The sequence below is a fragment of the Tautonia sociabilis genome, assembly GCF_003977685.1.
Classification (GTDB): domain Bacteria; phylum Planctomycetota; class Planctomycetia; order Isosphaerales; family Isosphaeraceae; genus Tautonia; species Tautonia sociabilis.
The window spans coordinates 43,178-70,059 of sequence record NZ_RYZH01000024.1 but is presented as its reverse complement, the minus strand read 5'-3'; the positions used below and the strand labels follow the sequence as shown (position 1 = coordinate 70,059).

Annotated in this window: 18 protein-coding genes; 11 read left to right on the top strand and 7 right to left on the bottom strand. The window is 71.8% G+C overall.

Annotation, left to right across the window (positions count from 1 at the left end; translation table 11 throughout):
- Nucleotides 1-21: 21 nt before the first annotated feature.
- Nucleotides 22-4,893: an Ig-like domain-containing protein gene (locus TsocGM_RS13475; RefSeq protein ID WP_126725959.1), complete on the top strand. Its 4,872-nt coding sequence runs from the start codon at nucleotides 22-24 to the stop codon at nucleotides 4,891-4,893.
- A gap of 106 nt (nucleotides 4,894-4,999) precedes the next feature.
- Here TsocGM_RS13475 and TsocGM_RS13470 read toward each other — a convergent pair whose 3' ends face one another.
- Entirely contained in the window at nucleotides 5,000-5,329 is a 330-nt protein-coding gene (locus TsocGM_RS13470; protein WP_126725957.1) for a hypothetical protein, read from the bottom strand.
- A gap of 226 nt (nucleotides 5,330-5,555) precedes the next feature.
- Here TsocGM_RS13470 and TsocGM_RS13465 point away from each other — a divergent pair, with 226 nt between their 5' ends.
- From TsocGM_RS13465 to TsocGM_RS13445, 5 genes are all read left to right on the top strand, one after another.
- Nucleotides 5,556-7,208 carry an ABC1 kinase family protein gene (locus TsocGM_RS13465; RefSeq protein ID WP_126725955.1) on the top strand — a complete coding sequence of 551 codons (1,653 nt, stop codon included), beginning with the start codon at nucleotides 5,556-5,558 and terminating at the stop codon, nucleotides 7,206-7,208.
- Between the two features lie 199 nt (nucleotides 7,209-7,407).
- Nucleotides 7,408-8,730: a serine/threonine-protein kinase gene (locus tag TsocGM_RS13460; RefSeq protein ID WP_126725953.1), complete on the top strand. Its 1,323-nt coding sequence runs from the start codon at nucleotides 7,408-7,410 to the stop codon at nucleotides 8,728-8,730.
- Between the two features lie 205 nt (nucleotides 8,731-8,935).
- Nucleotides 8,936-9,712: a BON domain-containing protein gene (locus TsocGM_RS13455; RefSeq protein WP_158633541.1), complete on the top strand. Its 777-nt coding sequence runs from the start codon at nucleotides 8,936-8,938 to the stop codon at nucleotides 9,710-9,712.
- Nucleotides 9,709-10,050 carry an SRPBCC family protein gene (locus TsocGM_RS13450; protein WP_126725949.1) on the top strand — a complete coding sequence of 114 codons (342 nt, stop codon included), beginning with the start codon at nucleotides 9,709-9,711 and terminating at the stop codon, nucleotides 10,048-10,050. The genes TsocGM_RS13455 and TsocGM_RS13450 overlap by 4 nt, the downstream gene beginning before the upstream one ends.
- A 97-nt stretch (nucleotides 10,051-10,147) precedes the next feature.
- Entirely contained in the window at nucleotides 10,148-10,456 is a 309-nt protein-coding gene (locus TsocGM_RS13445) for a hypothetical protein (RefSeq protein WP_126725947.1), read from the top strand.
- An 8-nt stretch (nucleotides 10,457-10,464) separates the two neighbouring features.
- Here TsocGM_RS13445 and TsocGM_RS13440 read toward each other — a convergent pair whose 3' ends face one another.
- The gene (locus TsocGM_RS13440; RefSeq protein ID WP_126725945.1) at nucleotides 10,465-11,385 is read right to left on the bottom strand and encodes a TolB family protein; all 921 of its coding nucleotides are present in this window, start codon (nucleotides 11,383-11,385) and stop codon (nucleotides 10,465-10,467) included.
- 188 nt (nucleotides 11,386-11,573) lie between these two features.
- Nucleotides 11,574-12,956 (bottom strand): DUF1501 domain-containing protein, encoded by a 1,383-nt coding sequence (locus TsocGM_RS13435; protein ID WP_233578854.1) that lies wholly within the window; start codon nucleotides 12,954-12,956, stop codon nucleotides 11,574-11,576.
- A gap of 352 nt (nucleotides 12,957-13,308) precedes the next feature.
- Between TsocGM_RS13435 and TsocGM_RS26025 the strand changes: the two genes are divergently transcribed.
- Entirely contained in the window at nucleotides 13,309-13,482 is a 174-nt protein-coding gene (locus TsocGM_RS26025) for a hypothetical protein (protein WP_158633540.1), read from the top strand.
- Between the two features lie 183 nt (nucleotides 13,483-13,665).
- On the top strand, nucleotides 13,666-13,986 hold the full coding sequence (locus TsocGM_RS13430; protein ID WP_126725942.1) for a hypothetical protein: 321 nt from the start codon (nucleotides 13,666-13,668) through the stop codon (nucleotides 13,984-13,986).
- A 17-nt stretch (nucleotides 13,987-14,003) separates the two neighbouring features.
- Here TsocGM_RS13430 and TsocGM_RS13425 read toward each other — a convergent pair whose 3' ends face one another.
- From TsocGM_RS13425 to TsocGM_RS13415, 3 genes are all read right to left on the bottom strand, one after another.
- The gene (locus tag TsocGM_RS13425) at nucleotides 14,004-15,068 is read right to left on the bottom strand and encodes a Gfo/Idh/MocA family protein (protein WP_126725940.1); all 1,065 of its coding nucleotides are present in this window, start codon (nucleotides 15,066-15,068) and stop codon (nucleotides 14,004-14,006) included.
- A gap of 37 nt (nucleotides 15,069-15,105) precedes the next feature.
- Nucleotides 15,106-15,672 carry a hypothetical protein gene (locus TsocGM_RS13420; protein WP_126725939.1) on the bottom strand — a complete coding sequence of 189 codons (567 nt, stop codon included), beginning with the start codon at nucleotides 15,670-15,672 and terminating at the stop codon, nucleotides 15,106-15,108.
- A gap of 244 nt (nucleotides 15,673-15,916) precedes the next feature.
- Complete coding sequence (locus TsocGM_RS13415) at nucleotides 15,917-18,373, bottom strand: FG-GAP repeat domain-containing protein (RefSeq protein ID WP_126725937.1); 2,457 nt, start codon at nucleotides 18,371-18,373, stop codon at nucleotides 15,917-15,919.
- 837 nt (nucleotides 18,374-19,210) lie between these two features.
- On the opposite strand from TsocGM_RS13415, the gene TsocGM_RS13410 reads away from it, so the two are divergent.
- From TsocGM_RS13410 to TsocGM_RS13400, 3 genes are all read left to right on the top strand, one after another.
- Nucleotides 19,211-20,179, top strand: coding sequence for an SGNH/GDSL hydrolase family protein (locus TsocGM_RS13410; RefSeq protein WP_158633539.1), 969 nt, complete (start codon nucleotides 19,211-19,213; stop codon nucleotides 20,177-20,179).
- 172 nt (nucleotides 20,180-20,351) lie between these two features.
- Complete coding sequence (locus TsocGM_RS13405) at nucleotides 20,352-21,512, top strand: 1-deoxy-D-xylulose-5-phosphate reductoisomerase (protein ID WP_126725934.1); 1,161 nt, start codon at nucleotides 20,352-20,354, stop codon at nucleotides 21,510-21,512.
- Entirely contained in the window at nucleotides 21,500-23,530 is a 2,031-nt protein-coding gene (locus tag TsocGM_RS13400) for a site-2 protease family protein (RefSeq protein ID WP_126725932.1), read from the top strand. Before TsocGM_RS13405 ends, TsocGM_RS13400 begins: the two co-directional genes overlap by 13 nt.
- Nucleotides 23,531-23,669: 139 nt before the next feature.
- Here TsocGM_RS13400 and TsocGM_RS13395 read toward each other — a convergent pair whose 3' ends face one another.
- On the bottom strand, nucleotides 23,670-26,552 hold the full coding sequence (locus TsocGM_RS13395) for a hypothetical protein (protein WP_126725931.1): 2,883 nt from the start codon (nucleotides 26,550-26,552) through the stop codon (nucleotides 23,670-23,672).
- Nucleotides 26,553-26,882: the final 330 nt, after the last annotated feature.

The following is a 26,882-nucleotide window of genomic DNA, read 5'->3' as shown; positions in this document are numbered from 1 at the left end:
TGAGAGCCGGCAATCTCCGACATGAACAGGCAACGGAAGCGACCCGCCCGTCCGTCTTGCGAGGCACTGGAAACCCGGAACCTGCTGAGCGCCGGGCAACCGACCGCCTCCTGGATCGGCCAGGATCGCCACGACTTCGTCGGCCGGTCGATCACCCCGGGACCGAACGGGATCCAGGACGTCCACATCGCGCTGGACGGCCTGCCGGCCGACCGGACCGTGATCGCGGCCGAGGTGAGGGGCTACGGGGGAGACATCTGGTCGTACAACGGCACCTACTGGGCGGCGGCCTTCCGGAGGGAGGCGGGGTCGTCGCGGGCGGACCTGTTCATCGACCCGAACCGGGTGGAGGTGGGCCGGTCGTTCTCGGTGCGGCTGTGGTTCGACGATGGGTCGACGGTGCTCGTCTCCTTTCCCGGCGGCGTGGCCGATCCCACGTTGCGGATGCCCGAGGCGTCGGCGAAGCCGTCCTGGATTGGGCTGGACGGTTCGGACCGGGTGGGGAGAGGCCCCTCGGTCGGGCCGGACGGGTTGCAGGACGCGGTGATCGCGCTGGCGAACCTGACCGCGGGCCTGGAGATCACCTCGATCGACGTCAGGGGAGTGGACGGCGTGGCCTGGCAGTCGGGGGCCAACCCCCGGGGATATGACAACGCGGAGCTGATCCGGGACGCGACGGACCCGAAGGTCGGCCGGCTCTATGTCCAGCCCGATCGCGACCTGGCCGGGATGCCGCTGACGCTGACGATCACCTACGCCAACGGGACGCTGGACATCGTCGATGTCGTCGCTGGCCCGACCGATCCGAGCCGTCCCGTGGCGCCGGCGCCGGCGGTCCCGATCCGGACCGACGCGATCGCCGCCCGGTGGCTCGGACAGACCGATGACCCGGTGGCCGGGCTGGGGGCGGTCGGCCTGTCGCTGGAGGGCCTGCCGCCGGGCCGGACGATCGTGGGGGCGGCGCTTTCCGGCTCGGATCGGGCGGTCACCTGGGCGTACAAGGCCTCGGCGAGCTCCCCGATCGAGGTCGAGCCCTCCTCCTTGCCGCTGGCCGTCCGCCGGGACTCGAACGACCCGACCCGGGCCTCGGCCGCCTTCGCGCCGCAAGGGGACGAGCAGGGGACGACGATGACCCTGCGTCTGGCCTTCGACGACGGCACCTTCTCGATCGTCCGCTTCGAGGGCGGTCCGGCCGACTCGAGCCTCCGGGCCCCGAGGCCATCGGCCTCGACGACCGTCGCCCGCCCCGGGGACGACCTGCAGGCCCTGGTCGACGCGAACGGGACCGTGGTGCTCTCGCCGGGGGACTACCGGCTGTCGAAGCCCCTGGTGCTGAACCATCCGGTGACGATCACCGGCGAGCCGGGAGCGACGCTCCGCTTCTCTCAGCCGTCGGAGGCGGCTCCCTGGGCCTCGGCGATCCTCATCCATTCCGGCAATACCACGCTCGACGGCTTCGCCGTCCGCTTCGACGGCCCGGTGCGCTGGGATTCGTCCTTCCCGTTCGAGCCCGCGGTGATCGCCTCGACCGACATCCGGACCCAGAGCGTCGGCTCGACCAAGGTGAACCTGACCCTCTCGAACCTCGACCTGGAAGGGCCGCCGGCCTCGGCGACGGGGGCGACCCCGGAGCAGTCGGTGATGCTGGCCAACCTCGTCTCGGCCGAGGACGGCAGGGTGGTCGGCTGCCGGTTGCGCGGGGGTTCGATCCGAGCCTTTGGCGGCCCCTGGGAATTCTCGGGGAACACGTACCTCGGGGCGATGCCCGGAACCTTCGTCTATGACGTGTTCGCGATGAGCTACGCGCACGACGTGATCGTGCGAGACAACGTGGCCTCCCCTCTGCCCGGCTCGGGCAAAACGTACCGCTTCCTGGTCCTGACGCAAAACGGGTCCGACATCCTGGTCGAGGGGAACCGGATCTCCGGGATCGGCGCCCGAGAGGACGACCCGCGGCCGCACCCGAACGCGCCCGAGGTGATCCTGACCGAGGCGTACCGGGTGAACTTCGAGGGGAAGCCGCTGGCCCTCTCGGCCGGCGGGACGATCCTCCAGATCCCCACCCCGCAGGGGGAGGCGATCCGGTCTGGCGACGTGGTCGCCGTCCTCTCCGGCCCGTTGGCGGGAGAGTGGCGGCGGGTGGCGCAGGTGATCGACCAGAAGACCTTGCTGCTCGACCGCCCGCTGCCGACCGACGTACCGATCGATGCCGTCTCGGTATCCGGCGCCTTCCTCAACTCCACCTTCCGGGACAACGAGGTGGACCTCAGGGGGAGCACGATCGCCTCTCCCCTGGTGCTGGCGGGGGCCCAGTTCGGCATCGATGTCGTCGGCAACCGCTTCCTCGGCGGGACGGACGTGAGGATCGACGCGGCCTCCTCGGAACGGACGGTTCACTGGGGATGGACCCCGACGCCGGTCTTCGGCGTGACCTTCCAGGGCAACACGATCCAGGATAGCCAGGGAGGCCTGGACGCCGGCCCGGTGCGGTATCCGAACTCGAAGAGCACCCGGGGCCGGACGTATGTCGACATCACCATCGTCGACACCCTGTTCTCCTGGTCGCCGAGCTACTTCGAGCGATGGGGCGTCTCCTCGGCCCCGGCGGCGATGACGCTGGGAGATTCCCGGACGCTCGACCCGACCGAGACGAGGATCACCGCGACCGGAAACGTGGTGAAGCTGCCGCCGGGGTACGGGGCCGGGCCGGGAGTCGTCGGGACCAAACTGGTTTACAATAACCAGATCGCCACATCGGCATCTTTCGCCCTGCCGGCCCAGCCGCTTCCCTCCCCGACAGGGCTCCGGCTGCTGGCGGACACCGGGGCGAGCGCCTCGGACGGCGAGACGGCGGATCCCCGGATCGCGCTCGACCAGCCGGGCTGGGCCGTCGGGCTGGAGTATCGGCTGGACGGGCAGGCGTCGTACCGCCGGGTGTCCTCCGCGAGCGGGTTCTTGCCGGAAGGGCTGTCCGACGGGCCGGTCACCGTGTTCGTCCGGGGAATCGACGACTTCGGCCGACCGGGACCGGAGGCGTCGTTCTCGTTCCGGCTGGACTCGACGGCGCCGGCGGCGGTGTCTCCCCGACTGGGGCCAGGGCAAGACACCGGGGCGTCGTCGGCCGACCGGGTGACGTCGCTCTCCTCGCCGGTGCTGCTGGCCGACGGCGATCCGACCGACACGCTGATCCTGGTGCTCCTGCCCGACGGCAAGGAGCTGGGCCGACGGGTCGGCCCGGGGGCGATCCAACCGACCTCGCCGCTGCCGGATGGGACGCATTCCCTCGCGATCCGGCGGGTCGACCGCGCGGGGAACGCGACGATCGGCCCCGAGACGACCATCACGATCGACTCGACGGCCCCGACTCCCCTCTCGCCGAGGCTCGGACCGGGGCAGGACACCGGGAGGTCCTCCTCGGACGGCCTGACCCGGATCGCGGCGCCGAGCTTCGAGGTCGACGGCGATCCGACCGAGACGATGGAGCTCATCCTGCTGCCCGAAGGGCGGGTGCTGGCCCGTCGAACCGGGCCGGGGACGCTCCGGCCGACGTCCCCACTGGCCGACGGGAGCTATGCGATCGCCGTCCGCCGAACCGACCTGGCCGGCAACGCGACGATCGGCGCGACGATCGCCGTGACGATCGACACGACGCCGCCGGCGGCGGTCGTCGCCCGCCTCGGGCCGGGGCAGGACTCGGGAGTCTCGAGCGTCGACGGGCTGACCCGGTGGACCTCGCCGACGTTCCAGGCGGTTATCGACAACGCGGACGTGCTCGCGCTGCTGCGGGACGGCGTCGAGGTCGATCGCATCGTCGGGTCGGGCACCTTGCGATCCGGAGGCCCGCTGGCCGACGGCTCATACACCTTCTCCCTGAAGCGGATCGACTCGGCCGGCAACGAGACGACCGGGCCGCCGTCGACGGTGACGATCGACGCCACCGCTCCGGGAGCGGTGTCGGGGCTGCTCCAGGAAGCCCCCGGGCGGTTCCGGTTCGATCGGACGGACGGCGCGGTGGAGTACACCTACCGGGTCGGGTCGGGCCCGACCATCCCGCTGGTCGGAGCGACCTCGTTCCGGGCCCGAGGGCTGCCGTTCGCCCCGACGCCGGTGTCGGTGAGGGCGATCGACGCGGCGGGAAACATCGGAGCCGAGGCGGTGATCGTGGCCGCGATGCCGGCTCCGGTCGGCTCGTGGCTGGGGCAGCGGACGGGGGTGGATCTGGTCGGCCCCTGGACCGACCGGACGGGAAGCGACGGCATCCAGGATGTGGCGATCGCCATCACCGGCCTACCGACCGACCGGGCGATCACCTCGGCCGAGATCCGAGGGTGGGGGAGCGGCATCTGGCAGTACAACGTGGCCGGCGGCCCGTACTGGAAGGCCGCGATGGTGCGGGCGCCGGGGTCGGATCGGGCGGAGTTCTACATCCAGCCGTATCAGCTCGAGTCGGGGCGGTCGTACTTCGTCCGCCTGTTCTTCGACGATGGCACGACCGTCGGCGTCACGATCGACGGCGGGCCGGTCGACCCGAAGCGGGCGACGGCCTCTCAGGCGCCGATCGCGGCCCTCTCGCCCGCCTCGTCCTCCGGGGACCAGGCGACCTCGGTTGAGCATCCGGGAGCGGGGCCGTCGACTGACTCTCCCCGGGGCTCGCGAGCGACCGCCGCGGCGGCGGGACGATCGGCGAGGGTGTCCTGGCAGGATCGGTTGGCGACGATCCGGGAGGCGCAGCGGCAGCGTCAGCTCGCCCAGCGTCGGGCGATGGAGGATCGGGCGGCGGCGCTCCGAGCCCGATCGGCATCGGTACGCATCCGGCCACGATCCGTCCCGAAGCTCCGGACCCTCGCCGAGCCGGCCGGGCGGGGGTCGTCCCCGACGGCGGTCGGGGGCTGAGGCGCCGGGGTGCTCCGGGAGGAGCGAGCCGATCGCCAATCGCCGACCCCGGCTCCGCCGTCGACCGAGACGATCGGGACGAGGAGGCCGGGGGCGGGCCGGGCGGTCACTCGTTGAGGAGGCGCTGGGTCACTTCCTGCTGGCAGTGCTTGCACCATTTCCAGCGGCCGGCGCCGACGACCTCATCGAGGTGCCGCTTGGCCACCCGGATGGTGCGGAACCAGATCTGGTCGGGGTCGTTCTGGCCCCGGTCGAGCTTGGGGCAGCGGGCGAAGTGGAGCAGGTTGGTGGTCGCTCGGACGGCCTTGCGGGGGCCGTCGGGTTCGGGGACCGTACCGTGGAAGATGAAGCCGACGGCTCCCAGCCGAGCCTCGGCCAAGTCGTCAGCGTCGCTGATGACCCGGACGGGCGATTCGACGGATTGATCGACGGGCATTAGGTCATCCCAGGGTTTCGGGCCAGTTCGTCCCGACGGCAGTCTGCCGAGGGGACATCAGGCGGATCCCATCTTAATCCGAGGGGGCTCCGACCCACAACCCCGGCCTCCAGGGCGGGGGGAGCGCGCCTGGCTTGAGCGGGAGATCGGCGGTCGGGTAGGCTGGCGAGGCGGACGGGCCGGGGCCCGGATCGGACGAGTCGATTCCCGAAGAGGACGCCGCCCGTTGCTCCGAGAAACCGTCGGCCACCTGCGCGACCTGCCGCGCTACCGCCAGATCCTGGCCACCCTGATCCGATACGGCTACCAGGACATCGTCTCGGCGATCCACCTGGAGGGGATCGTCCGGCCGCTGGAGAACCTCGCGCTGGGGGAGGACAACATCCCTCCGGCCGACCGTCCCCAGCGGCTGAGGATGGTCTGCGAGGACCTGGGGCCGACGTTCGTGAAGCTCGGCCAGCTCCTCAGCGGGCGGCCCGACGTGCTGCCCGACCCCTACATCCGAGAGCTGAGCCTGCTGCGGGACGAGGTCCGCCCCTTCCCCTTCGAGGAGGCCGAGGCGATCCTCCGGGCCGACCTGGGGGACCCGGAGCGGCTCTTCTCCTGGATCGACCCCAGGCCGCTGGCCTCGGCCTCGATCTCCCAGGTGCACGCCGCGACCCTGCCCGACGGCCGGCCGGTGGTGCTGAAGATCCGACGACCAGGCATCGAGAAGGTCGTGCAGGCCGACCTGGACATCCTCCGCAACCTGGCCCACCTGGCCGAGCGCCGAATCCCCTGGCTGGCGGCCGCCCGGCCGGTGGCGCTGGCCAAGGAGTTCGAGCGGAGCCTGAAGCGGGAGCTGGACCTCAACGCCGAGCGCCGCACCATGGAACGCTGCCGGCTCCAGCAGGCGGGGATGCCGTTCGTCCGGGTGCCCGAGGCGATCGACGCCCTGTCGACCGGCCGGGTCCTGACCATGGAGCGGATCGACGGCGTTCGGGTCGATGACCTGGACGGCATCCGCCAGATGGGCCTGGATCCCAGGGACATCGCCTCCCGAGGCGGGAACCTCCTGGCCAGGCAGATCTTCACCCACGGGCTCTTCCACGCCGACCCGCACCCGGGGAACATCCGGGTGATGGCCGGAGGCGTGATCGCCCAGCTCGACTACGGCCTGTTCGGGCAGCTCGACCTGCCGACCCGGGAGCGGATCGCCGACCTGCTGCTCGGCCTGATGGCCCAGGACACCGACCGCGTCATGCGGGCCCTCAACGAGCTGGAGATCAGCGGCGAGGGGGTCGACTACCGCGGCCTGCGGCGCGACGTCGGCGAGATGGTGCTCACGTATTCGGAGCTGACGCTCGACTCGATCGACCTGACCCGGCTGCTCGGCGAGCTGGTGGCGCTGATCCGGTCGCACCACCTGAGGCTGCCTCCCGACCTGATGCTGCTGATCCGGTCCCTGATCACGATCGAGAGCGTCGGCCGCCACCTGGACCCGCACTTCGACATCGCCTCGCACGCTCGGCCCTACGTCGCCGAGCTGACGAGGAAGCGGTACAGCCCCTGGCGGCTGCTCAGCTCGGCAGGCCGGACAGCCGAGGACGTGCAGAAGGTGGCCACGCTGCTGCCGGAGGTGCTGGGGCAGTCGCTGGAGTCGATCAAGCGCGGCGAGCTTCGGGTGACGTTCGACCTGAACCGGTTCGAGCAGCTCGTCCGGGAGCTGACGAGGACGGGGAACTCGCTGGCGGCGGGAATCGTGATCGCGGGCCTGATCGTCGGCTCGTCGCTGATCATCGCCGCCGACGTCGGCTGGCTGGCGCTGGGGCTGGCGGGGTACTCAATCGCCGTCATCCTCGGAGCGTGGCTGCTCTGGAACATGTTCCGGGGCCCGTGAGCCCGGGGGGGATCCCCCTTCGCTCCTCATCCGGGGCGGCCCGACCGACCGGGAGGGCCGGGCATCCGGCGGTGGTCACGAGCCGAGGGAGAACGATACGATAACCGATGATGGTCCGCCGCCGACGGCGCGGGTCGGCGGGCGGAGGGGCCTGCTCGACGCGCCCCGGCTTCCGGCCCGAGCCGACGGAACCCCCCCGATGCCCGTGACCGTCCGCTGCCCGAACCCGTCGTGCGGGCGAATCCACCGCTTCGACGACACGCTGGCGGGCCAGGCCGTCCGCTGCCCGGTCTGCGGTGAGCGGAACACGATCGCCGCCGAAACCGAGCTCGCCTCGGCGGCCGACCGCGAAGTGCGCCCCGGCTCGGGCCGGAGCGGGTCGTCGGAGACCCTGGAGCTGACCACCCTGGCCGAGGGGGCCGAGGCCCGCTCCCGCCCCGAGGAGAGCCTGCCGCTGGGGGTCGGCCGCTACCGGATCAAGCGAGAGATCGGCCGAGGGGCGTTCGGCGCGGTCTATCGCGCGTACGACCCGCAACTCGACCGGGACGTCGCCCTGAAGGTCCCCCACGCCGGAGTGCTGGAGGCCCCCTCGGCGATCGAGCGCTTCCTCCGAGAAGCCCGGGCCGCCGGCAAGCTGCGGCACGGCCACATCGTGCCGGTCTTCGACGCCGGCAAGGACGACGAGGGGAGGTACTACATCGCCTCGGCCTACGTGCCCGGCTCCACGCTGGCCGACCTGCTGGCCGAAGGGCCCCTGCCCGCTCGAAGGGCCGCCGAGATCGCCCGAGACCTGGCCGAGGCCCTGGATCACGCGCATGAGCTGGGGATCGTCCACCGAGACGTGAAACCCTCGAACGTGCTCATCGACGCCGCCGGCGAGGTCCTGCTTGCCGACTTCGGCCTGGCCCAACACCGAGGGCCCAGCAGCACGACGATCACCGAGGTGGGGACGATCATGGGCACCCCCGGCTACATGGCGCCGGAGGTCGCCGCCGGCATCCAGGGAGACGTGCCGCCGGCCTGCGACCAGTACAGCCTGGGGGTGGTCCTCTTCGAGCTGCTCTGCGGGCATCGGCCGTTCCAGGGGCCGTCTCACGTGGTCATCTACCGGAAGATCGAGAGCGACCCGCCCTCCCCCCGGCACTTCCGGCCCGACCTCTCCCCGGCGCTGGAGACGATCTGCCTGCGAGCCCTGTCGCGACGGCCGGAAGACCGCTACTCGACCATCGGAGACTTCGCCTCCGCCCTCTCGAGGTGGCTCGAATCGGGCGACGCCCCCCCGGCGGAGGCCGAGCCCCCAGCCGGCGACTCGGCACCTCAGCCCGGCAGGGCCTCCCCCGCTCCCGCTCCTCCGTCCCCGCCGGGGGGTTCCTCCGGCCTCTCGGAGCCGTCCCAGGTCCGGCGGAAATCGGCGCCGAGGCTGTCGACCCCGGTGCGGATGGCGATGATCTCGATGGCGGTGTGGGGGATCATCACGATCGCGGTCATCCTGCTGATCCGGCTCTTGATGCCGGATCTCTGATCCCGAAGGCGGGGGACGGCAGGCGAGAGGGCGGCCCGGCTCCCCCTCGGGCCCGCCCGCCCCCGGCCGTTTCGGCACACACCCTGCATAGCTCCCTCCTCGGATCGGCTGAAGCGGACCAACCACACGGAACCGGAGGAGGACGGCCAGACCACCCGAGGGGGCCGGCAGGCTCCCGATCGGGGCGAGGCCGGGACAGACGATGATGAGGGGACTCACACTGCTGGGCCTCGGCGCCGGGCTGATGTATTACCTGGACCCCGACTGCGGGCGACGGCGTCGGGCTCGGGTGAGGGACCAGATCGAGCATCGCAGGCACGAGATCGACACGTTCTCGCACAAGGCGGCGCGCGACCTGAGCAACCGGGTCCAGGGGCTGGCCTCGGAGTCCTGGGCGATGATCACGCCCGACGGGGCTCCGGACTCGGTCGTGGCCGAGCGAATCCGGGCAGCCCTGGGTCGGGTGGTCTCGCACCCAAGGGCGATCGAGGTTTCGGTCAGCGACGGCCGGGCGACGCTCTCCGGCCCGGTCTTCGCCGATGAGCTGGGGCCGCTGCTGGCCGCCACGGCGATGACCCGGGGCGTGCGTTCCGTGGTCGACCGCCTCGACCCGCACCCGATCACGACCCGACACCCGGCCCTCCAGGGGGGCAAGGTGCGCCGTCGCGTGGGCCCGAGCCTCGATCCCTGGCAGCGGGACTGGCCCCCCGGCATCCGCCTGCTCGCCGGCTCGACCGGAGGCGCGCTGCTGCTGGCGGGGCTGTTCCGGGGGGGGATCACCGGCCTGGCCGCCGGAGCGCTGGGGGCGGGCCTGCTGGGAAGGTCGCTGACCAACGCCTCCTCCCGGGCTCGAATCGGTGCCGGCGGCGGCCAGGCAAGACCAACGATGAGAACTCTCCGCAGATCCTGCCCAACGTCCGAGGCGTCCGCCGGCTGGGAGCCGGGCCCTGGCGGTGGTCGCCGGTCGGACCAGGGGGCGTGACGCTGGAGGTGGAAGCCGAGGTGACGCCCTTCGAGCCCGGCCGCTCGGTGGCCTGGCACGGCGTCGCTGGCTCGAAGCGGAACGACGCCGCAGCCGCCCGGTACGTCGATCGGCCCAACGACCCGACGATCGTGCACCGCTCCCTCGCGTCGATCCCGCCGGGGGGCGTGTCCAGGCAGGCGGCGGCCTGGCTCGTCGGCTACGACCCGAGGCATCAGCTCCGGCAGTTCTTGCGGCGGACGAACGTGTTCCTCGAAACCGGCAAGATCCCGCACGACGCCTCCGCCTTGCCTGCGGGCTCACCACCGGGTCCTGACCGCATCCCTCGGCGGCGATGACCGGAGCGGGACGGTCGATTACGATGGAACGGGCCGGGCAGCGGCGGGTCGGTCGCCGCTGCCCGCCCGGACGCTTCCCCCGAGGTCGCCCCCTGAGATGGCCCAACCCCGACTGGTCCCGATCGATCGGCCCGACGTCGCTCCGCTGCCGATCACCTCCCGGCTCCGCTCCCAGCTCGTCTACTTCAGGAGCGCCGCCGACACGCCGGGCATCCCCCCGCTCGGCCCGAACGAATACTGGATCGCCCGGGAGGAGGTGGAGCGGGCGCTGAACGAGGGCGTGATCCTGCTCGTCTCGCCGCTGGATTCGGAGCATCAGACCGAGGTCGAGCTGAGCGAGGAGCAGGAGGCGCTGCTCGATTGGCTGCACCGCAATCAGGTCCAGCACGTCCGAGTCTCGGAGTGATCCCCCGATCAGCCGCCGTCCCCGTCGGCGGCCTCACGCTCACCGCCGACCCGGATCGTGTAGAGATCCCCCTGCCCGTCTCGGTCGGAGACGAAGGTGATCCCTCGACCGTCGGGGGTCCAGGCCGGCATCGTGTCTCGAGCGGGGTGTCGGGAGCGGTTGACGGGAGGCCCGGGCTCATCGAGCTCCAGTGAATAGATCTCGAACTGGCCGTCCCGGTTCGAGACGAAGGCGACACGGCGGCCGTCGGGAGAGATGGCGGGGTAGTCGTCCAGGCCGGGGGACTCGGTCAGCCGGGCCAGTCCGGTGCCGTCGGGAGAGATCGAGGCCAGTTCCAGGCCCCCCCAGCGGTCGGTGGCGAAGACGATCCGATCTCCCCGGGCAGACCAGCTCGGGTGGGCGTCGATGCCGGGGCTCTGGGTCAGGCGGACGAGGTCCGAGCCGTCGGCGTTCGCGGCGTAGATCTCCTGGTTCCCCTCGTGGGTGGAGCTGAACACGAACCGATCGCCGTCGGGAGCCCAGCTCGGCCATTCCTGGTGCGACAGCGGGCCGCCCCGGTCGTCGACCAGGACGGCGAGCCCGGAGCCGTCGGCGTCGACGATCGCCAGGTCGCAATTCCCCTGCGTGCCCGATCGGGGCACGAGCGTCAGCAGCAGCCGGCCCCCGTCGGGGGAGAAGACCGCCTGGTACTCGGGGTCGGTCCGGTCGGTGAGCCGGGTCGGGGGGCCGGGCGGGTCGACGTCCATGATGTACTGCCAGATCGTCGAGCCCCCCTCCTCGACCCGGGCGAAGGCGACCCGGGTGCCGTCGGGCGACCACGAGGGACGGATCACATCGCGGCCGTCGTCCGTCAGGCGGACGAGGTCGTCGGACAGCCCCCCCGGGGGGGCGATCAGCAGGGCGATCAGTGCGGAAAGGCCGATGGACATGGCGGGCTCGACGGCGTGCCGTCAGGAATTCCAGGAGACGAACCAGACCCAAAGGAGCGGAACGACCGGCCCGGGACGCCAGAGGCCTCCCCAGGGGGGAGGTCCGCCCAGGAACCAGGCCAGGGGAGCCGGACCGGCCTCGATGACGAGGAACCCGGACGACGGCCCAGGCTTCCCGGCCTTCGCGATCAGGCGATCCCCTCGATCGCCGTGCCCATCGGCGTCAGGCCGATGCCGGTGAGCGCCTCGCTGCCGATGCCGAGCAGGCGGAGGATGGTGGCGGAGAGGTCGGCGGGGTGGACGGGGCGCTCGGCGGGGTACTCGGCCCGGGCGTCGGAGGCGCCAATCACCGCTCCCCCTGGGATGCCGGCTCCGGCCAGGAGCGCGGAATAGCAGGGGTTCCAGTGATCTCGGCCGGCTTTCGGGTTGATCTTCGGCGTGCGGCCGAACTCGCCGACGGCCACGACGAGGGTGGAGTCGAGCAGCCCCCGGGATTGCAGGTCGTCCAGCAGGGCGGAGAGGGCGCGGTCAAGCATCCAGCCGTGGCGGTCCTGCATCACGGCGAAGTAGCGGTCGTGCATGTCCCAGCCGCCGTCTCCGGCGTCTTCGGGACCCTCGACGTGGGTGCTCCAGTTGACCTGGACGAAGGGAAGACCGGCCTCGATCAGGCGGCGGGCGATCAGGCAGCAGCGGCCGAAGCGGTGGGGCCCGTAGGCATCCCGGATCGCCTCGGGCTCTCGGTCGATCTCCAGCGCCGCCAGGCTCTCCTTCGATCCGATCAGTTGCCGGGCCAGGGCGTAGTGCTCAGCCAACGCCTCGGCCGGCCTCGAGCCGGTGCCGGAGGGGGCGATGCGCTCGAAGAGGTCCCACCGAGCGGCCATGCGCTCGGCGGCCACGCCGTCAGGGAGGCGGACGTCGGGCAGGACGGGGCCGACACCGGGCTCGTAGTCGATGCGGAACGGGTCATACGAGGCGCCAAGCACCCCGCCCCCCTCGCCGACCACCCGCTTGTGCCCCTGATGCAACTGGTTACCCAGAATGACGTAAGGCGGCAGGCCTCCCGGCCGTCGGGGAGAAAGGCGGGAGACGATCGCCCCGGTGCTCGGCTTCAACGCCCCGCCGGCGACTCCGCCGCCGAGGTCAACGGCACCGGCGATGCTGCCGGTCAGCGCGATCGTGCCGGCAACGCCGTGGTCGTTCGACTCGTGGTGCATCGAGCGGATGATCGCGTACGTGTCAGCCCGGCGGGCCAGGCCCGGCAGCAGCTCGCAGACGCGGACGCCGGGAGCGGCGGTGGCGATCGAGTCGAACGGCCCCCGGTATTCGAGCGGGGCGTCGGGCTTGGGGTCGAAGGTGTCGAGGTGGCTCGGCCCTCCCCAGAGCCAGAGGACGATCACGGCCTTCGCTTTCGGCTCGATCGGCGCCGGGGGCCGGGCGACCGCCCGGATGGCGAGCAGATCACCGAGGGTCAACCCCACCGCCCCGAGGGTACCGAGCCTCAGAAACGCCCGCCGCGATTCCCCACGGCAGGTCCGGCCCGGCGTCTCCCCGAGGTCGAGCATGGCAGCCATCCTCCCGCCTCTCGTCGCGGCTCATCAGTCGAGGGGCGGCCGGCACCTTGCATGCCGGCCGCCCGCTCGACGAGGCTCCCGGCACGACCCGAGCGGGAGTCTCACATTTTGGAGCTTAACAGCTCGTTCCTCCCGGAGCGATGCCTTCCTGACGATTTTTCCCGAGACCAACCCTCGGGCTGCCAGCCGGGCCACCCCGTCTGTTCAAGAAAAATTCACATGCTAGTTCCTCGATCGCGGCACCGCCGTTGCATCTCCTCGGCGGTGTGCGAGCCGAAGGCCCGCACCGTCCCTCCCCCCGAGGGGGAGAGTCGATGCCTCGAATCGACCCCGTTGGTTCAGGAGACGACGGATGACGACCCAGCAGGGGCAACTCGACCAGGCCGGAGAGCCGCAGGGTCAGTGGACCGCCCGAGGGCGGATCCTCTCGATCTCGCTCGGCGATCAGGCCGATCGGATCGGGCTCGAGAGCCGCTCCGAGCGGTCCGGCCAGGAGGCCCCAGGACAGGTGCCGGCCCCCCCTTGATCGAACCCGACCCCCTGAGCCCCGACTCCCGGGATCCGTGATCGAGACGGCCTCTGGGGCATGCTCGCCCCGGGGGCCGTCCGCGATCCCGGGAAGCGAACCGGCCGATTCCCCGACGGCCGCCGATCGGATACCGTGCGCGACCTCCCCTGAGCCTCCCCGACTCCTCTCGGATCGCCGACCATGCCCCCCGCCCCCCCCTGGCCCTTCGCCGACCCTCCGGAGACGGAGGTGATCGTCCTCGATCGGATCCTCTCCGGAGATTCCCCCGCTCGGCTGGTGACGCACGACCAGGAGGACGGCGCCTGGCAGTTCCTTGACGGCGAGCAGGTCTTCGAGGAGGACGCGGCGGTCGTCCTGCTCGGGGAGGTGGTGCAGGTCGATCCGAGCCTGCTCGAGCTGGCGGACCTGCCCCCCGGCTGGTTCGCGTGGCGGCCAGAGCCGGGAGCGCCCTGGAGGAGGGCCGAGGGGGAGCCGCCGGCGACGATCGGGGGGGAAGGCTGAGCGGGCTCTCCCGACGCTCATTCGTCAGGACTGGAGAAGTCCTTCAGCGGCAAGGAGATCGGCGCCTGGGTGCGCGAGCTGCGGGCGACGGCCTCGGTGAACTGCATGTAGCGGGCACCGGTGAGGAAGTCGGTGCGGGTGACGGGCCGCTCTCCTCGGATGGCGGCGATGAAGTCCTCCTCCACCTGCCATCGGCCGAGGTCGGATTCAGGAATGGGCATCGGCCGTAGTTCCTGGCCGGTGCGGCCGAGGCGGATGGTGTCGGTCTGAAGGTCGTAGAGGATCGTCCCCCTGGCGCCGTAGAGCTCGATGGACGTACCGGTGTTATGTCGCACGACGCCGCTGAGGCGGTAGAGGCCGATCGAGCCGTCCTCGTGGTCGGTGAGCACCTGGACGGAGTCGGGAGAGCCGACTCGGGCCTTCTCGCCGGTTTCGGGGTCGCGGCGGGAGGGAATCGTGATGGTGGCCCGAGCGAAGACCCGGATCGGGGGAGGGGTCCAGCGGAGGGCCGTCTCGTGCAGGATGCCGAGGTTCAGCATGTTGAACCCCGAGTATCGGGTGATCTGCCGCCAGTGGAGCGGCGAGCGGCGGCTGGCCCACTGGTCGGAGAGGCTGTGAACGTGGACCTCCCGGAGGTCGCCGAGGAAGCCGTCGTCGATCAGGCGGCGGACGAAGCGGTCGCCGGCCAGGCCGAGCGGACTGGGGACGACCATGGTCGTCAGGTGGCGGCACTCCCGGGAGCGGTCCAGCATGCGCTGGGCCTCCCGGGCGTTCATGGCCATGCGGGCCTGCGTCAAGACGTGCTTGCCGGCATCAAGGGCCGCCAGGGTGATCGGGCAGTGCAGGTAGGGCCAGGTGCCAACGACGACGGCGTCGATGCCGTCGTCCTCGACGAGGCTCTCCCAGGACTCGAAGATGCGGGGGATGCCCCACTCCCGGGCGACCCGGGCGGACGACTCCCGACGGCGGTTGCAGACGCCGACAACCGAGACGCCGGGCATCGCCTGGAAGTTCGGCAGGTGTCGCGACCGGGTGATCTGCCCGGCGCCGACGATCCCGATGCGGATCTCTCGGACGGCCATCCCGGTCGCCCTCGCCGTTCCCGGAGACGGTCATCGGCTAGAAGCCGAAGAAACCGCCACCAGAGCCGTATCCATAGCCGTAGGGGAAGCCCCCATAACCATACCAAACGTAAGGATAGGGGACGCCGTAGGAGAACGTCGAGAAGCCGACCGAGCCGTAGGGATACCGGCCGTAGAGTGACGGCACGCCGTAGCCGACCCAGTAGCCGGAGGCAGGGACGCCGAAGCCTCCGATCCCGTAGCTCGAAACACCGTAACCGGTTGCCGAGAAACCGAGACCGCCGATCCGGGTGCTCACCGAATACGACGAGAGTCCGGGGACCCCGAACGCTCCGTAGCCGACTCCCGGATAGCCGTACCCGGAGCCGTAGTAGCCGCCGAACCGGGAGACACCGCCGTCGCCGACCCCCCGGGCCGCGGCCGCTCCCCCGTCGAACGGCGAAGGCAGGGCGGGCATGAACCGGCCTCCCGTTCGGGCGCCGGTGATCGGGTCGGCCCGGGGGCCGTACTGGGCCCTCGCCTCGGGAGCGTCGGCCGAGAGGGCCGCGGCCGCCGCCGCCATCGCGATCACCGGGGCCATCATCACTCGAATGCGCGTGTTCATGGTCGCCTTCCCCCGGGAGGTGCCGGCCGGCTCGGGCGATCGGTACGCCGTCGCCCGGGATCGGATGGGATCGGCCTGGCCGGGCTCACTCCTCTCCCATTGTAGGAGAGGTTTGGAAGCCGGGGGAGCGGCACTTGGCCCTGTCGGCCCGGATCGGCCGCTCCCGAGCTCCCTTCGGGCCGCCCGACCGCCGATCCTCCGGGCCCGGGACCGCCCAGCGGTCGGCCAGCGCAGGCCCCCGGACTCAGCGATCCCCCTCCTCGGGGCCGGCGACCGCGGGGGCCTCGGGCTCGCTCGTCCCCTCGCCGTCGCCGGCCACGTCGGCGGCGGGGGAGGTCGACTCGCCGGGATCCTGGCGGTAGACGAGCACGCGGTCGTGAACGATCAGGGCGAGGTCGGTGCGGCCGTCGCCGTCGACGTCGCCGAGGGCGATCTCGCGGGGTTCGATCAGAACGTCGATGCCGTTGAACGACTTTTGCTCGAAGACCTGGAACGAGAGGCCACGGTGCAACTCGCCGTTGGCAAAGGCGAGGATGTCGATAAAGTGCTCGACCCGGTCGGTCAGGACCACGTCGGGGACCCCGTCGGCGTTCAGGTCGCCGACGATCAGGTCGGCGAGGCGGCCGTCCTGGCGGTCGGTGGCGAAGCTGGCCAGGCGTTCCAGGCGGAAGCCGTCACCGCCGGTGAGCACGACGCCGAAGGTGTCGGTGCCTGCGATCAGCAGGTCCTCGGTGCCATCGCCGTCGAAGTCCCCGGTGTGCAGGCCGAGGAAGTCGATGGGGCCGATCGGCAGCGCGCCGACGGAGCGATAGGAGCCGCCCCCCTCGGGCTTCTCCAGGATCAGCAGGGACCGGGACGTGCGGTCGAGCAGGGCAACCTCCCGGGAGCCGTCGCCGTCCAGGTCGATCGCGGCGGCGGCCTGGAGCTGCGCCGTGGTTCGGCCGGAGTTGAACTGGTCGCGCACCGCCCACTGGCCCGACTCGTCCAGCGCGATGCTGCGGGCGAAGGTCCCCTGGGCGACGAGGATCGCCGGCCCGCCGTCGTCCAGCTCGGAGACGGTCAGGCCGCTCGGATCCAGGCCGGCGAGCGGGCCGGGACGGCTGGCGCTGCGGGCGGGGGGCTCGCCGCCTCCCCGGCCGAGCAGCAGCACAGGGGGGGCATACGGGTCGAAGACGAGGATGTCGAGCAGGCCGTCGCGGTTGACGTCGAGCACCTTGACGTCTTTGGGGGGTCCAGTCAGGCCGTCGATCGGCACGGCGTCGACCTGTCCCCAGCGGAGCGGGGCGAACTCGCCGGAATCGGCGCGCTTCAGGCCCCGGAGGCTGTAGGAGTCCTTCCCCTCGACCTTCTCCCGGGCGAGGTAGAGCACCTCGGGCCGGGCGTCGCCGTCGAGGTCGGCGGCGGCCAGGCCGATCGGATCGCCGCCGGAGATCGGCAGGGCGGTCGGGAAGCTGAGGCGGCCGTCCTCCAGGCGGCTGAGGCCGATCTGCTTCTCCTGCTGGGAGAGGACGATCAGCTCGTCCCGGCCGTCGCCGTCGAGGTCCGACAGCCGGAGGGCCGAGCCGCCGACGAGGCCGGGGTAGGTGGTCACGGCGCCGAGGCCGGACTTGGGGTCGTCCTGGAGGGTGACGAAGACCTGGGCGTTGCTCGGGTCGGTGGTAACGACATCGGGCCGGCCGTCGCCGTTGAGGTCGCCGACGGCCAAGGCTCGGTTTCGGGTGGAGCCCGGGGGCAGCGGGTAGACGATCAGCCGGCCCTTGCGCTCCTCGCCGGGGGCGGGGCCGCGGCGGAGGGCGTGGACGACCGCTCGGCCGGTCTGGCTCTCGATGGTGAGCACCTCCTGACCGGGCTCGCCGTCGAGCTCGCCGTAGGCCACCGCCCGGGCGCTGGCGATCTCGAACCGCTCCTCAGGGCCGAGCCGGCCTCCCGGGCGGGAGAAACGGATCCGGATCGGGTAGTCGTCGCCGCCGGAGAGAATCGAGAGGTCGTCGCCGCCGTCGCCGTCGATGTCCACCAGCTTCAGCACGCCCGGCCGGGGGGCGGTGTGCGGCAGGCGCTCGGGGCGGCCAAGCGAGCCATCCTCCTGCTGGAGCACGGTGATCACCTCCTGCGAGGTGATCAGCGCCAGGTCCGAGCGGCCGTCGCGGTCCAGGTCGCCGACCGCCAGCGCCGAGCCGGTCTCGGAGGCCGGTCCGGTGGCGATCCGCCGGGGCCTGCCGAAGCGGCCCTCCCCCTCGTTATAGAGGATGGTCAGCTCCGGGGGCTTGCCGTAGAAGGCCAGGTCGATCTTGCCGTCACTGTCCAGGTCGCCCGCCTGGAGGCTGACGATCTCCTTGTTCACCGGGATGGTGACGATTCGCATCCGACGGGAGCTGGGCAGGCGATTGGGGCCGAACCCGAAGGTGCCGTCCTCGTCGGAGGGCCCCTCGGTGGTCAGCAGCAGGTCGATCCGGCTCCGGGCGTTGTCGGCCACGGCGATGTCCCCCTGGCCGTCGCCGTCGAGGTCGGCGATCAGGAGGCCGCTGATCCGGTCGTCGAGCTTGTAGATCTCCAGGGGGAGGAAGCCGTAGTACTCGGCCAATCTCACCTCGGGGGGCGGCTCCTGGAGCGTTGGGGCAGCTCCCCCGGCCGGGCTCGACAGGGCCAGACTCGACAGGGCCAGGTAGAACCCGACCGCTCCCCGGCTCGACAGGTGATCCATCGTCTCGCGGTCCTTCTCGCTCGTGGGCAGGCGTCCTCGACGGCCGGGCCCGGAATCCACTCCGGGCGGCCGATGCCATCGTCGACTTTACGGCTCCCCCCTCTCGGCGACAAGCGGCCCGGCCGGCCCGGTCCTCAGCCGGCGGGCTTCGACGGGTCGAGGCGGTCGAGGAAGGAATCGGTCGGGCTGCGCTAAGGCCCCGAGGGCTCCGCCGGGGAGGTCAGGATCAGCTCAACGCCGATCGGGTCGAGCCGCTCCTCACGCATGACCCCGAAGCGGGCTGAATGGGTCGGGTCGGGCTGGTCCTCCCCGTTGACGGCCTACTGCTGCTGGGAGCACCAGAGCCCTTGGGCACGTTCGCCTGGTCAGGCGAGGTGGGGAGCGTCGTCGGCCCGGAGCGAGCCCGGGGCGAGGAGGGCGCAGGACAGGAGGAAGGCCAGGCCTCGATCGCGTGTCCTGGTCCCGCGGACCTCCCTCGAAATCGAGGTGCGGCCGGGCCGTCCCGGGGGGCGACGCCGCTCCGACGGGGGGCCGAGCCGGCCCCCTTGGATACCGGGGGGCGGCCGGCCTCAAGGGCCGAGCCGGGGGAGGATCGGCCGGGAGGACGCCCGACGGAGGATCGGCCCTCCCCTCGGGCGAACGCGGCTTATGATAGACTTGGTGGACCGACCCCGATGCCCCCGCCCGAGGGCGAGGTGGATCGAGTCGAATCGTGATCGGCCGGCACGAGGGGTGCAACGCCCCCTGCCCCGAGTTCCCCGGACGGAGCAGGACGACGATGGCACACGGAGGGCCGGAACGACGCGCATTGCGATCGCACCTCCGGAGTTTCTCCCCATGTGGGCTGTGGTCCGCTCACTGTCGCTCAGCATCGCCGCTTCGGCCGTCCCGGCCCTGGTCCGGCCCGGCTTGCCGGTGCCGAGGGGGGTGGGGGCGATCGGAGACAGCTACACTGATGAGTACCGCTTCTACGAGCCCGACCGCGCGACGGCCCTGAGCTGGGTCGAGCTGCTCTCCCTGGCCCGGGGGCTGAACTTCGGTCCGTTCTCGATGGAAGACCTCGGCCCCCCCCGGCATCGGGGGTTCGCCTTCAACTGGGCCCGCAGCGGGGCGACCAGCGACGACGGCATCGCCGAGGGGCAGCACACCGGGCTCGCCTCCCAGATCGCCTCGGGAGAGGTCGACCTGGCCTACGTCTTTCTCGGCGGCAACGACTTCATCGAGGCGCTGGACCCGGATCGGTCGTGGTCGCCAGCGACGATGGCCGGGATCGCCTCCCGGGCGGGGGAGAACCTCGAGCGGATCGTGGGGACGCTGCTTGACGCCTCCCCCTCGGCTCGGGTGATCGTGGCCACCGTGCCGGGCCTGCGCGGGCTGCCGGAGATCCGGGATCGGCTGGCGCTGGGGCTGATCGACCGGGGGCGGCTGGACGCCGCGAGCCAGGCCCTCCGCCGGTTCAACGCCGGCCTTCGGGGGCTGGTCCGACGGTCGGCCCGTGTGGGCCTGGCCGACCTGGAGTTGGAGGCCCGAGTGGCGGAGGCGGTGCTTCCCCGCTTCGTGCGGGTCGGGGGCCGTTGGATCGACCGCCAGGAGCCCGGCAACGGGCCCGGCCACCTGTTCCTGGCCGACGGCCGGCACGTGGGCACCGTCGGCCAGGGCCTGATCGCCCAGCGGTTCGTCCGGTCGGCCTTCGTCCAGTTCGGGCTGGGGATCCGGCCGCTCTCGCACCGGGAGATCGTCGCCCTGGCCGGCTCGACGGCCCCGATGGCCGAGGTCGAACCGGCCCTGGCCGCCGGGGGATCGTGAGCGGAGCCCGGCCGAGGAGCCCGGCTTGTCGGCCCGGGGGCGGATCCCCTACAATCCCTCGGGACGGAGCCGAGGCGTTGATCGCGTCGCGGCAAGGCGTTGGGGATCGACGCGACGGGAGGCCGGCCGCCCCGGTCGCCGGCCGATCGATCGGGGAATCAGGGCGGCGTCGATGGCCGATCCGCAGAACGTCGTCATCCTCGGCTCGACCGGCTCGATCGGCCGCAGCGCGCTCAGTGTGCTGGAGCACGACAACCGCCGTCGGCTCCGCGCCCTCGGTCTGGCCGCCCGGTCGAGCTGGGAGGAACTGATCGAGCAGGCCCGGCGCCACCAACCGCGATGGGTCGCCCTGACCGACCCGGAGGCCGCGGCCCGGGTCGACGGCCAGCTCCGGGGAACCTCGGTTGAGCTCCTCGCCGGCCGGGACGGCCTGGTGCGGATGGTCCAGGAGCCAGCGGTCGACAAGGTCGTCTCCGCCATCGTCGGCGCCGCCGGCCTGGAGAGCACCTGGGCGGCGCTGGAGGCGGGCAAGGCGGTCGCCCTGGCGAACAAGGAAACCCTGGTGGTCGGCGGCCCGTTGATCACCGAGCTGGCCCGGGAGCGGAACGCCCCCCTGCTGCCGGTCGACAGCGAACACTCAGCGATCTTCCAGTGCCTTCAATCGGGTCAGCCCCGGGAGGTCCGGCGGGTCATCCTCACCTCCTCCGGCGGCCCGTTCCGGGGCAAGTCGCGGCGGGAGCTGGAGGGGGTGACCCCCGAGCAGGCCCTCCGGCACCCGACCTGGCGGATGGGGCCGAAGATCACGATCGACTCGGCGACCCTGATGAACAAGGCGCTGGAGGTGATCGAGGCCCGCTGGCTGTTCGACCTGAGGCCGGAGCAGATCGAGGTGGTCGTCCATCCCGAGAGCATCGTGCATTCGATGGTCGAGTTCGTCGACGGCAGCGTCGTCGCGCAGCTCTCGCCGCCGGACATGAGGCTGCCCATCCAGTACGCCCTGACCTACCCGGATCGGCTCGACTGCCCAAGCCCCCGGTTCGACCTGACCCGGTCGCTCGCCCTGCACTTTCACCCCCCCGACCGCGAGACGTTCCCCTGCCTCGACCTCGGCTTCGAGGTCATGAGGCGGGGCGGTACCGCCGGCGCGGCGCTGAACGCGGCCAACGAGGCGGCGGTGCAGCGGTTCCTCGACGGCCAGATCGCCTTCCTCGATATCCCCCGCGCCTGCCGGGCGGCGCTGGACCACCACGAGTTCGATCCGAGGCCCTCGCTGGCGACGCTCGACGCGGTCGACCGAAGGGCCCGGCAGGAGGTCGCGCGTTGGGCACCCTGATCACCATCTGGACCATCATCAAGGCGGTCCTGGGCATCTCGTTCGTGATTTTCTGGCACGAGCTGGGCCACTTCCTGCTGGCCAAGTGGAACGGGGTCTACGTCAAGACCTTCTCGATCGGCTTCCCTCCCCGGCTCGTCCGCCTCTTCCGCTACAAGGAAACCGACTACGTCCTCGGCGCCGTCCCGCTGGGCGGCTATGTGCATATGCTGGGCGAGGACGAGGGGCAGACCGAGCCCGCCCCCGGCTCCCCCGGCGCGACCGACGCCGAGGGGCCGCCCCGGGCCGACCGGGAGCCGTCGCTCGCCAACCACCCGGGAGCGTTCTTCAACAAGTCGGTCTGGGCTCGGATGGCGATCATCTCGGCCGGCGTGGTCATGAACGTGATCCTCGGGGTGATCTGCTTCACCGTGGTCTACACCGTGGGAGGCCGCCTGGAGGCCCCGGCGATCGTCGGCGGCGTCGGCGCTGGCGGCCCGGCCTACCGCGCCGGGTTGCGAACCGGGGACGTCATCGAGGCCATCGACGGCCAGCGGAACATCACCTTTGAGGAATTGAAGCGCATCGTCGTCCACAGCGGCCCGGGTCAGGTGCTCTCCTTCACCGTGAACCGGGACGGCCAGACGTTCGACGTCCCGGTGCGGCCTGAGCGCGATCCGCTGGAGCACATGCCCACGATCCGGGTCGCCCTGCCTCGGTCGCTGCGACTCTCCGAGTTCGAGCCCTTCCTCGCTCCTCCCGGCCTGGACGGCGAGCCCGAGGGCCAGTTCGAGCCCGGCGCCCGACTCGTCGCCGTCGAGCCGCCGGACGGCGACCCGATCGAGCTGAAGACCCCCTACCAGCTCGACCTCCTGCTCGACCGCTACCGAGCCGTGCCGCTGACCTTCCGGACGGCCCCCTCGGATCCCAACGGCTCCTCCCGAACCGACAACGACGGCGATCCGAACGCGGGAAACCGCTCGGTGACACTCCCGCCCAATCGCTTCGTCGACTTCGGCCTGCGGCTCTCCCCCGGGCGCGTCGTCGCGCTGCGGAACGATTCTCCGGCCGATCGGGCCGGACTGGAGGAGGGGGACGTGATCGTCGCCGTCGACGGAGACGTCGACTACGACCCGATCCGGCTCCCCTCGCTGGCCGCCGATCGCGTGGGCGCCTCGATCACGCTGACCGTCCTGCGCGACGGCCAGGAGCAGGACCTGGTGGTCGAGCCGGTCGAGGGGGAGTCGTGGTCCACGGCCATCTCTCCCGACGCTCCGCTGGCCGTGGACACGATCGGCATGGCGATGGCCGTCGAGCCGAAGGTGGCCGGCGTCATTCCAGGATCCCCGGCCGATCGGGCCGGCCTGAAGCCGGGAGACGCGATCACCGGGCTCCGCTTCACCTGGCCGCTGGAGGAGGGAGAGGAGGAGCCCAGGGTGGAGGAGCTGTCCTTCGGCGAACGCTACTCCTGGGTCTACGCCTTCGACTTCTCCCAGAGATTCCAGGCCCAGGCGATCGCCATGACCATCGACGGCCGGGATGAACCCGTGCCGATCCTTCCCGAGCCGGTCGACGGCTGGTACTACCCCTCCCGCGGCCTGAACCTTCAGGTCGACGCCGTCCCGATCCCGCCCATGCCCCTGGCCGACTCCCTCCGCCGGGCGGGCACCGAGACGTTGCAGGTGATCACCTCGTTCTACACCCTGCTCCAGCGCCTCTTCGAGGGGCAGGTCGGCACCCGGGGGCTCTCCGGGCCCATCCGGATCGCCAAGGCGATGTACGACTTCGCCGGGGTGAACTTCGTCGAGTTCCTCTACTTCATCGGGTTCATCAGCATCAACCTGGCCGTCGTCAACTTCCTACCCATCCCCCCGCTCGACGGCGGGAGGATGGTCTTCCTCATCGGAGAGGCCGCCCGGGGCCGTCCCCTGCCCGAATCGTGGCAGGCGCTGCCCACCTACCTCGGCCTGTTCTTCCTGCTGGCCCTGATGGCCTTCGTGCTCATCCAGGACACGCTGCTGACCTTCTTCAGCCGATGACCGATCGGGCCGCCGGCCGGGCCCATCGGCCCGGCCGGCGTGCTCGACCCCAATCGGTGAGGGCGGGGGCGAGGGCGGGGGAACCTCCACCAAGGGATCGCGACGCCTTCCCGGCGGACTGGGTCGGCCGACCCGACCGTCATCCCGACGGGGGCGCCGGCCGTCCCGACTCGGCTCCCGAGCTGTCGGGCCGAGAGGAGACGGCGGCATACGGCTCGACCCGTCGGGCCAGGGCCTCGGCGGCGGATCGGGAGGGGGCGTCCGGCGCGGAGGCGGCCGCGAGCCGGGCGGCGGCAAGCGCGGCCGGGGCCCGGCCGGCGTCATGCTCGAGCAGGGCGAGGCCGTAGTGCGCCTCGAAGCCGTCGGCATCCCCGTCGAGGGCAAGCCGGTAGGCGTCTCGGGCGGCGTCGAGGGCGTCCTCGGCGTAGTAGGTGGCGGCGATCCGGGCCTGGCGGAGGGCGGGGTCGGGCGGAGAGCCGACCGATCGCCAGGAGTCCCGGGCGCGCTCGGGGAAGCCGAGGAGCATCCAGAGGGAGGCGATGCGGTCGGCGGTCGACCAGTCGCGCTCGGCGGGGGGGTATTGCTCCTCCAGCAGCGCGGCGGCCGACTCGACTCGGCCGGACTCGAGCAGGGCCGCGACACTGCGACGGATGCGGTCGCCGTTGGAGACGTCCACGCGAGGAGCGCGGCCGAGGCGGTCCCGGAGCAGGGCGAGCTGGTCCCGGTAGGCGTCCCGGGCGGTCGCCTGGGTCCGGGAGCGAGGGGGCTGCGCGACGGCCCGCTCCAGCAGCGGCACGGCCACCTCGTCCATGCCGGACTGGATCGCCAGGCCGAGCAGCGCCGAGAGGGCGATCTGCTGGTCGGGGTCTCGGCGGAGGGCCTGGCGGGCGAAGGCGGCGACCCGGGCGGCGTGGAGATCCCGGACGGGGTCGAAGGGCTTCAGGTAGCGGCGGTCGGGGGCCGACACGCCGGGGACGACCGCTCGGCCCAGCTCCAGGGCGGCGGCGTAGGCCCAGGGCTCGGCGGCGTCGGGGTCGAGGCGGCGGGCCTCCCGGGAGCGGTCCAGGCCCAGCGGGATCATCCGCTGGGCCTGATCGGGCCGGTTGCGCTGCTCCATCAGCACGAGGACGAACTTGCTCAGCCCCTTGGTCGCCGCCCGCCACTCGGCCGGGAGCACCGGCGGGGAGGGGTCGGCCTGGGTGCCGAAGTGCCGGGCGAGGAAGTCGACGGCCGGCGTCCCGGCCTCCCGGGCGTCGGACTCGTGGACGAAGACCGAGGCAACCTCGTCGAACCAGCAGAGCCGCCAGGCCGGGTCGAGCAGCAGGGTGACCCCGACCCGGGTGGCGAGGTCGTTGTCGGCGAGGATCACCGGGTTGCCCGCCTTCTCCGCCAGGAGCGCCCGCCAGCGCGATCGGGGAGCGTCGTCGGCGATCTGCTCGTTGAGGGCGGTATAAAGACGGTACTGGTCGGCCCCCATGACCTCGAGCCGGGGGTCGACGAACACTTTCCTGCCGGGTCCGTGGTGGTAGATGAACAGGGCATCATGGCCGATGTGGAAGCCGAGGAACCGGGGAGGAAGCCCCTCCGAGCCGGCGAAGCGCACCGCGTCGTGCGGGAACCAGGCGGGCTCCTCTCCCAGACCGATCGTCCTCCCCTCCTCGGCCGAGGCGTAGAGGCCGCCGCTGGCCACGAAGGCGAACAGGAGCACCGTCGCTCCCAGGGCGGTCAACCGGGGCCAGAGCAGAGGGGAGGCCTCCCGGCCGAGCGCCTCCCGACGGCGTCGGACGGCGGCGGCCCACTCGCCGAGATTCCAGGCGGTCACGGTGCCGACGACCGCGGCGAACTGGTGGCTGTTCCGAGTCGCCTGCCAGCTCAGCGCCGTGAAGGCGAGGAACAACAGCAGGCGGAACGGCCGAAGCGATCCCCCTGCCTCGGGAGGATCGGCCTTCGATCCCTTGCGGGAGCCGGAGCCGGCCGCGGCCTTCCCCTTCTTCCCCCGGGTTTTCTTCGGGGGATCGGCAGCAACCGCCTCGGCCTTGCCCCGTCTCAGGTCGGCGACGCGGACGGCCCCCTGCCAGAGCAGCGGCAGGATGAAGCTCAGCCCGCCGAGCGTGACCACCGTCAGGTGGACAAGCAGCATGAAGTGAGGATAGCCGGCGGAGTCGGCGATGAGCTTGGGGATGGAGCTCAGCTCGGCGATCGTCTCCTTGAAGATCGGGTCGCGAAGCGTGCCGAAGAGCAGGTCGGTAAGCGGGAAGGCGGCCCCCCGGAGGCCATACGGGTTGAGCAGGCAGGCCCCGCCGACCAGGACCGAGACGGCCAGCGCGATCCGCCACCAGCCGAGCCGGGCCCTGGCGAAGGCGCCGGGGCGGAGCGCGGCGTCGATGAGAGCGAACCCGAGCAGGATCGGCCCGAACACGAACAGCCCTTGCGTGTTCACCCAGAGGGCCTGGGTAATGGGCAGGATGAACCCCAGCCAGGGACGTTGTTCCCACCGGAACAGGACCGCGAGGACGATGGCGATGTAGAGCAGCGTCATCGTCTCGGGCCGGATGTACATGCGGCCGCCGAGCAGGACCAGGGCGGGCAGCCAGGCGGGGACCATCGCCCAGAGGGGCCAGTCCCGGCGCCGGGAGGTGACGAGCAGCAGGACGGCGAGCGTCGTCACGACGCACTTCGCCACGTTCAGGAAGGCGACGCCGGCGCCGTCGAGCCCGCCGCCGGCCTGGAAGCCAAGGCTCAGCAAGACCTGGAAGCCCCAGTGCAAATCGACCCAGGGGCGATCGGGGACGGTGTAGGTGTAGAGGTCGGTGCGGGGGATCTCGCCGGTCTCCCGGATGAGGTCGCCGGTCCTCAGGTGCCACCAGAAGTCGACGTCCTTGTTGGGGAAGACCCCGAGCAGGAAGGCGAGGGCGGCGAAAGCCACCAGGATCGCCGCGTCGGCCAGCCGGAGGCGGGCGGGGTCGGCGGGCCTCGGGCTCGCCTCCCGATCGGCCCGGGAGGGCACGGGAACGGTGGGCACGGACGGACCTCGGGGCGAGGGGGGGACGGATCGGCTTCGTCGGGACTCGGACGACGCTCCCATCTTACGACCGGCGGGCCGGGGGATCGAGCGGGGCCGGCGGCCGATCACGAGGCGATCGGTCCTCGATCTCCGGTGTCACCGGCGGCCTCCGGCACTTGGGAGGCCGGCCCCCCCGCGGGAGAACCGACCGGCTCCGACGCCGGCCTCCCCGGGCCGAACCCGGGAGCGAGCCATCGGCGGCGTCGCCGAGGGCCCCGGCCCGGTCGAGGGGACGGATGGGCCGGTCTCCCCGATCGGCCGGGCTCGCCCGGCTGGACAGCGCGGGGC

Excerpts from the sequence above, each read along its gene's own strand:
- TsocGM_RS13440 (WP_126725945.1), bottom strand. The coding sequence starts at position 11,385 with ATGTCCATCGGCCTTTCCGCACTGATCGCCCTGCTGATCGCCCCCCCG.
- TsocGM_RS13420 (WP_126725939.1), bottom strand. The coding sequence starts at position 15,672 with ATGAACACGCGCATTCGAGTGATGATGGCCCCGGTGATCGCGATGGCG.
- TsocGM_RS26025 (WP_158633540.1), top strand. The coding sequence starts at position 13,309 with ATGACGACCCAGCAGGGGCAACTCGACCAGGCCGGAGAGCCGCAGGGT.
- TsocGM_RS13430 (WP_126725942.1), top strand. The coding sequence starts at position 13,666 with ATGCCCCCCGCCCCCCCCTGGCCCTTCGCCGACCCTCCGGAGACGGAG.
- TsocGM_RS13445 (WP_126725947.1), top strand. The coding sequence starts at position 10,148 with ATGGCCCAACCCCGACTGGTCCCGATCGATCGGCCCGACGTCGCTCCG.
- TsocGM_RS13475 (WP_126725959.1), top strand. The coding sequence starts at position 22 with ATGAACAGGCAACGGAAGCGACCCGCCCGTCCGTCTTGCGAGGCACTG.
- TsocGM_RS13460 (WP_126725953.1), top strand. The coding sequence starts at position 7,408 with ATGCCCGTGACCGTCCGCTGCCCGAACCCGTCGTGCGGGCGAATCCAC.
- TsocGM_RS13425 (WP_126725940.1), bottom strand. The coding sequence starts at position 15,068 with ATGGCCGTCCGAGAGATCCGCATCGGGATCGTCGGCGCCGGGCAGATC.
- TsocGM_RS13455 (WP_158633541.1), top strand. The coding sequence starts at position 8,936 with ATGAGGGGACTCACACTGCTGGGCCTCGGCGCCGGGCTGATGTATTAC.
- TsocGM_RS13405 (WP_126725934.1), top strand. The coding sequence starts at position 20,352 with ATGGCCGATCCGCAGAACGTCGTCATCCTCGGCTCGACCGGCTCGATC.
- TsocGM_RS13410 (WP_158633539.1), top strand. The coding sequence starts at position 19,211 with ATGTGGGCTGTGGTCCGCTCACTGTCGCTCAGCATCGCCGCTTCGGCC.
- TsocGM_RS13435 (WP_233578854.1), bottom strand. The coding sequence starts at position 12,956 with ATGGCTGCCATGCTCGACCTCGGGGAGACGCCGGGCCGGACCTGCCGT.
- TsocGM_RS13470 (WP_126725957.1), bottom strand. The coding sequence starts at position 5,329 with ATGCCCGTCGATCAATCCGTCGAATCGCCCGTCCGGGTCATCAGCGAC.
- TsocGM_RS13415 (WP_126725937.1), bottom strand. The coding sequence starts at position 18,373 with ATGGATCACCTGTCGAGCCGGGGAGCGGTCGGGTTCTACCTGGCCCTG.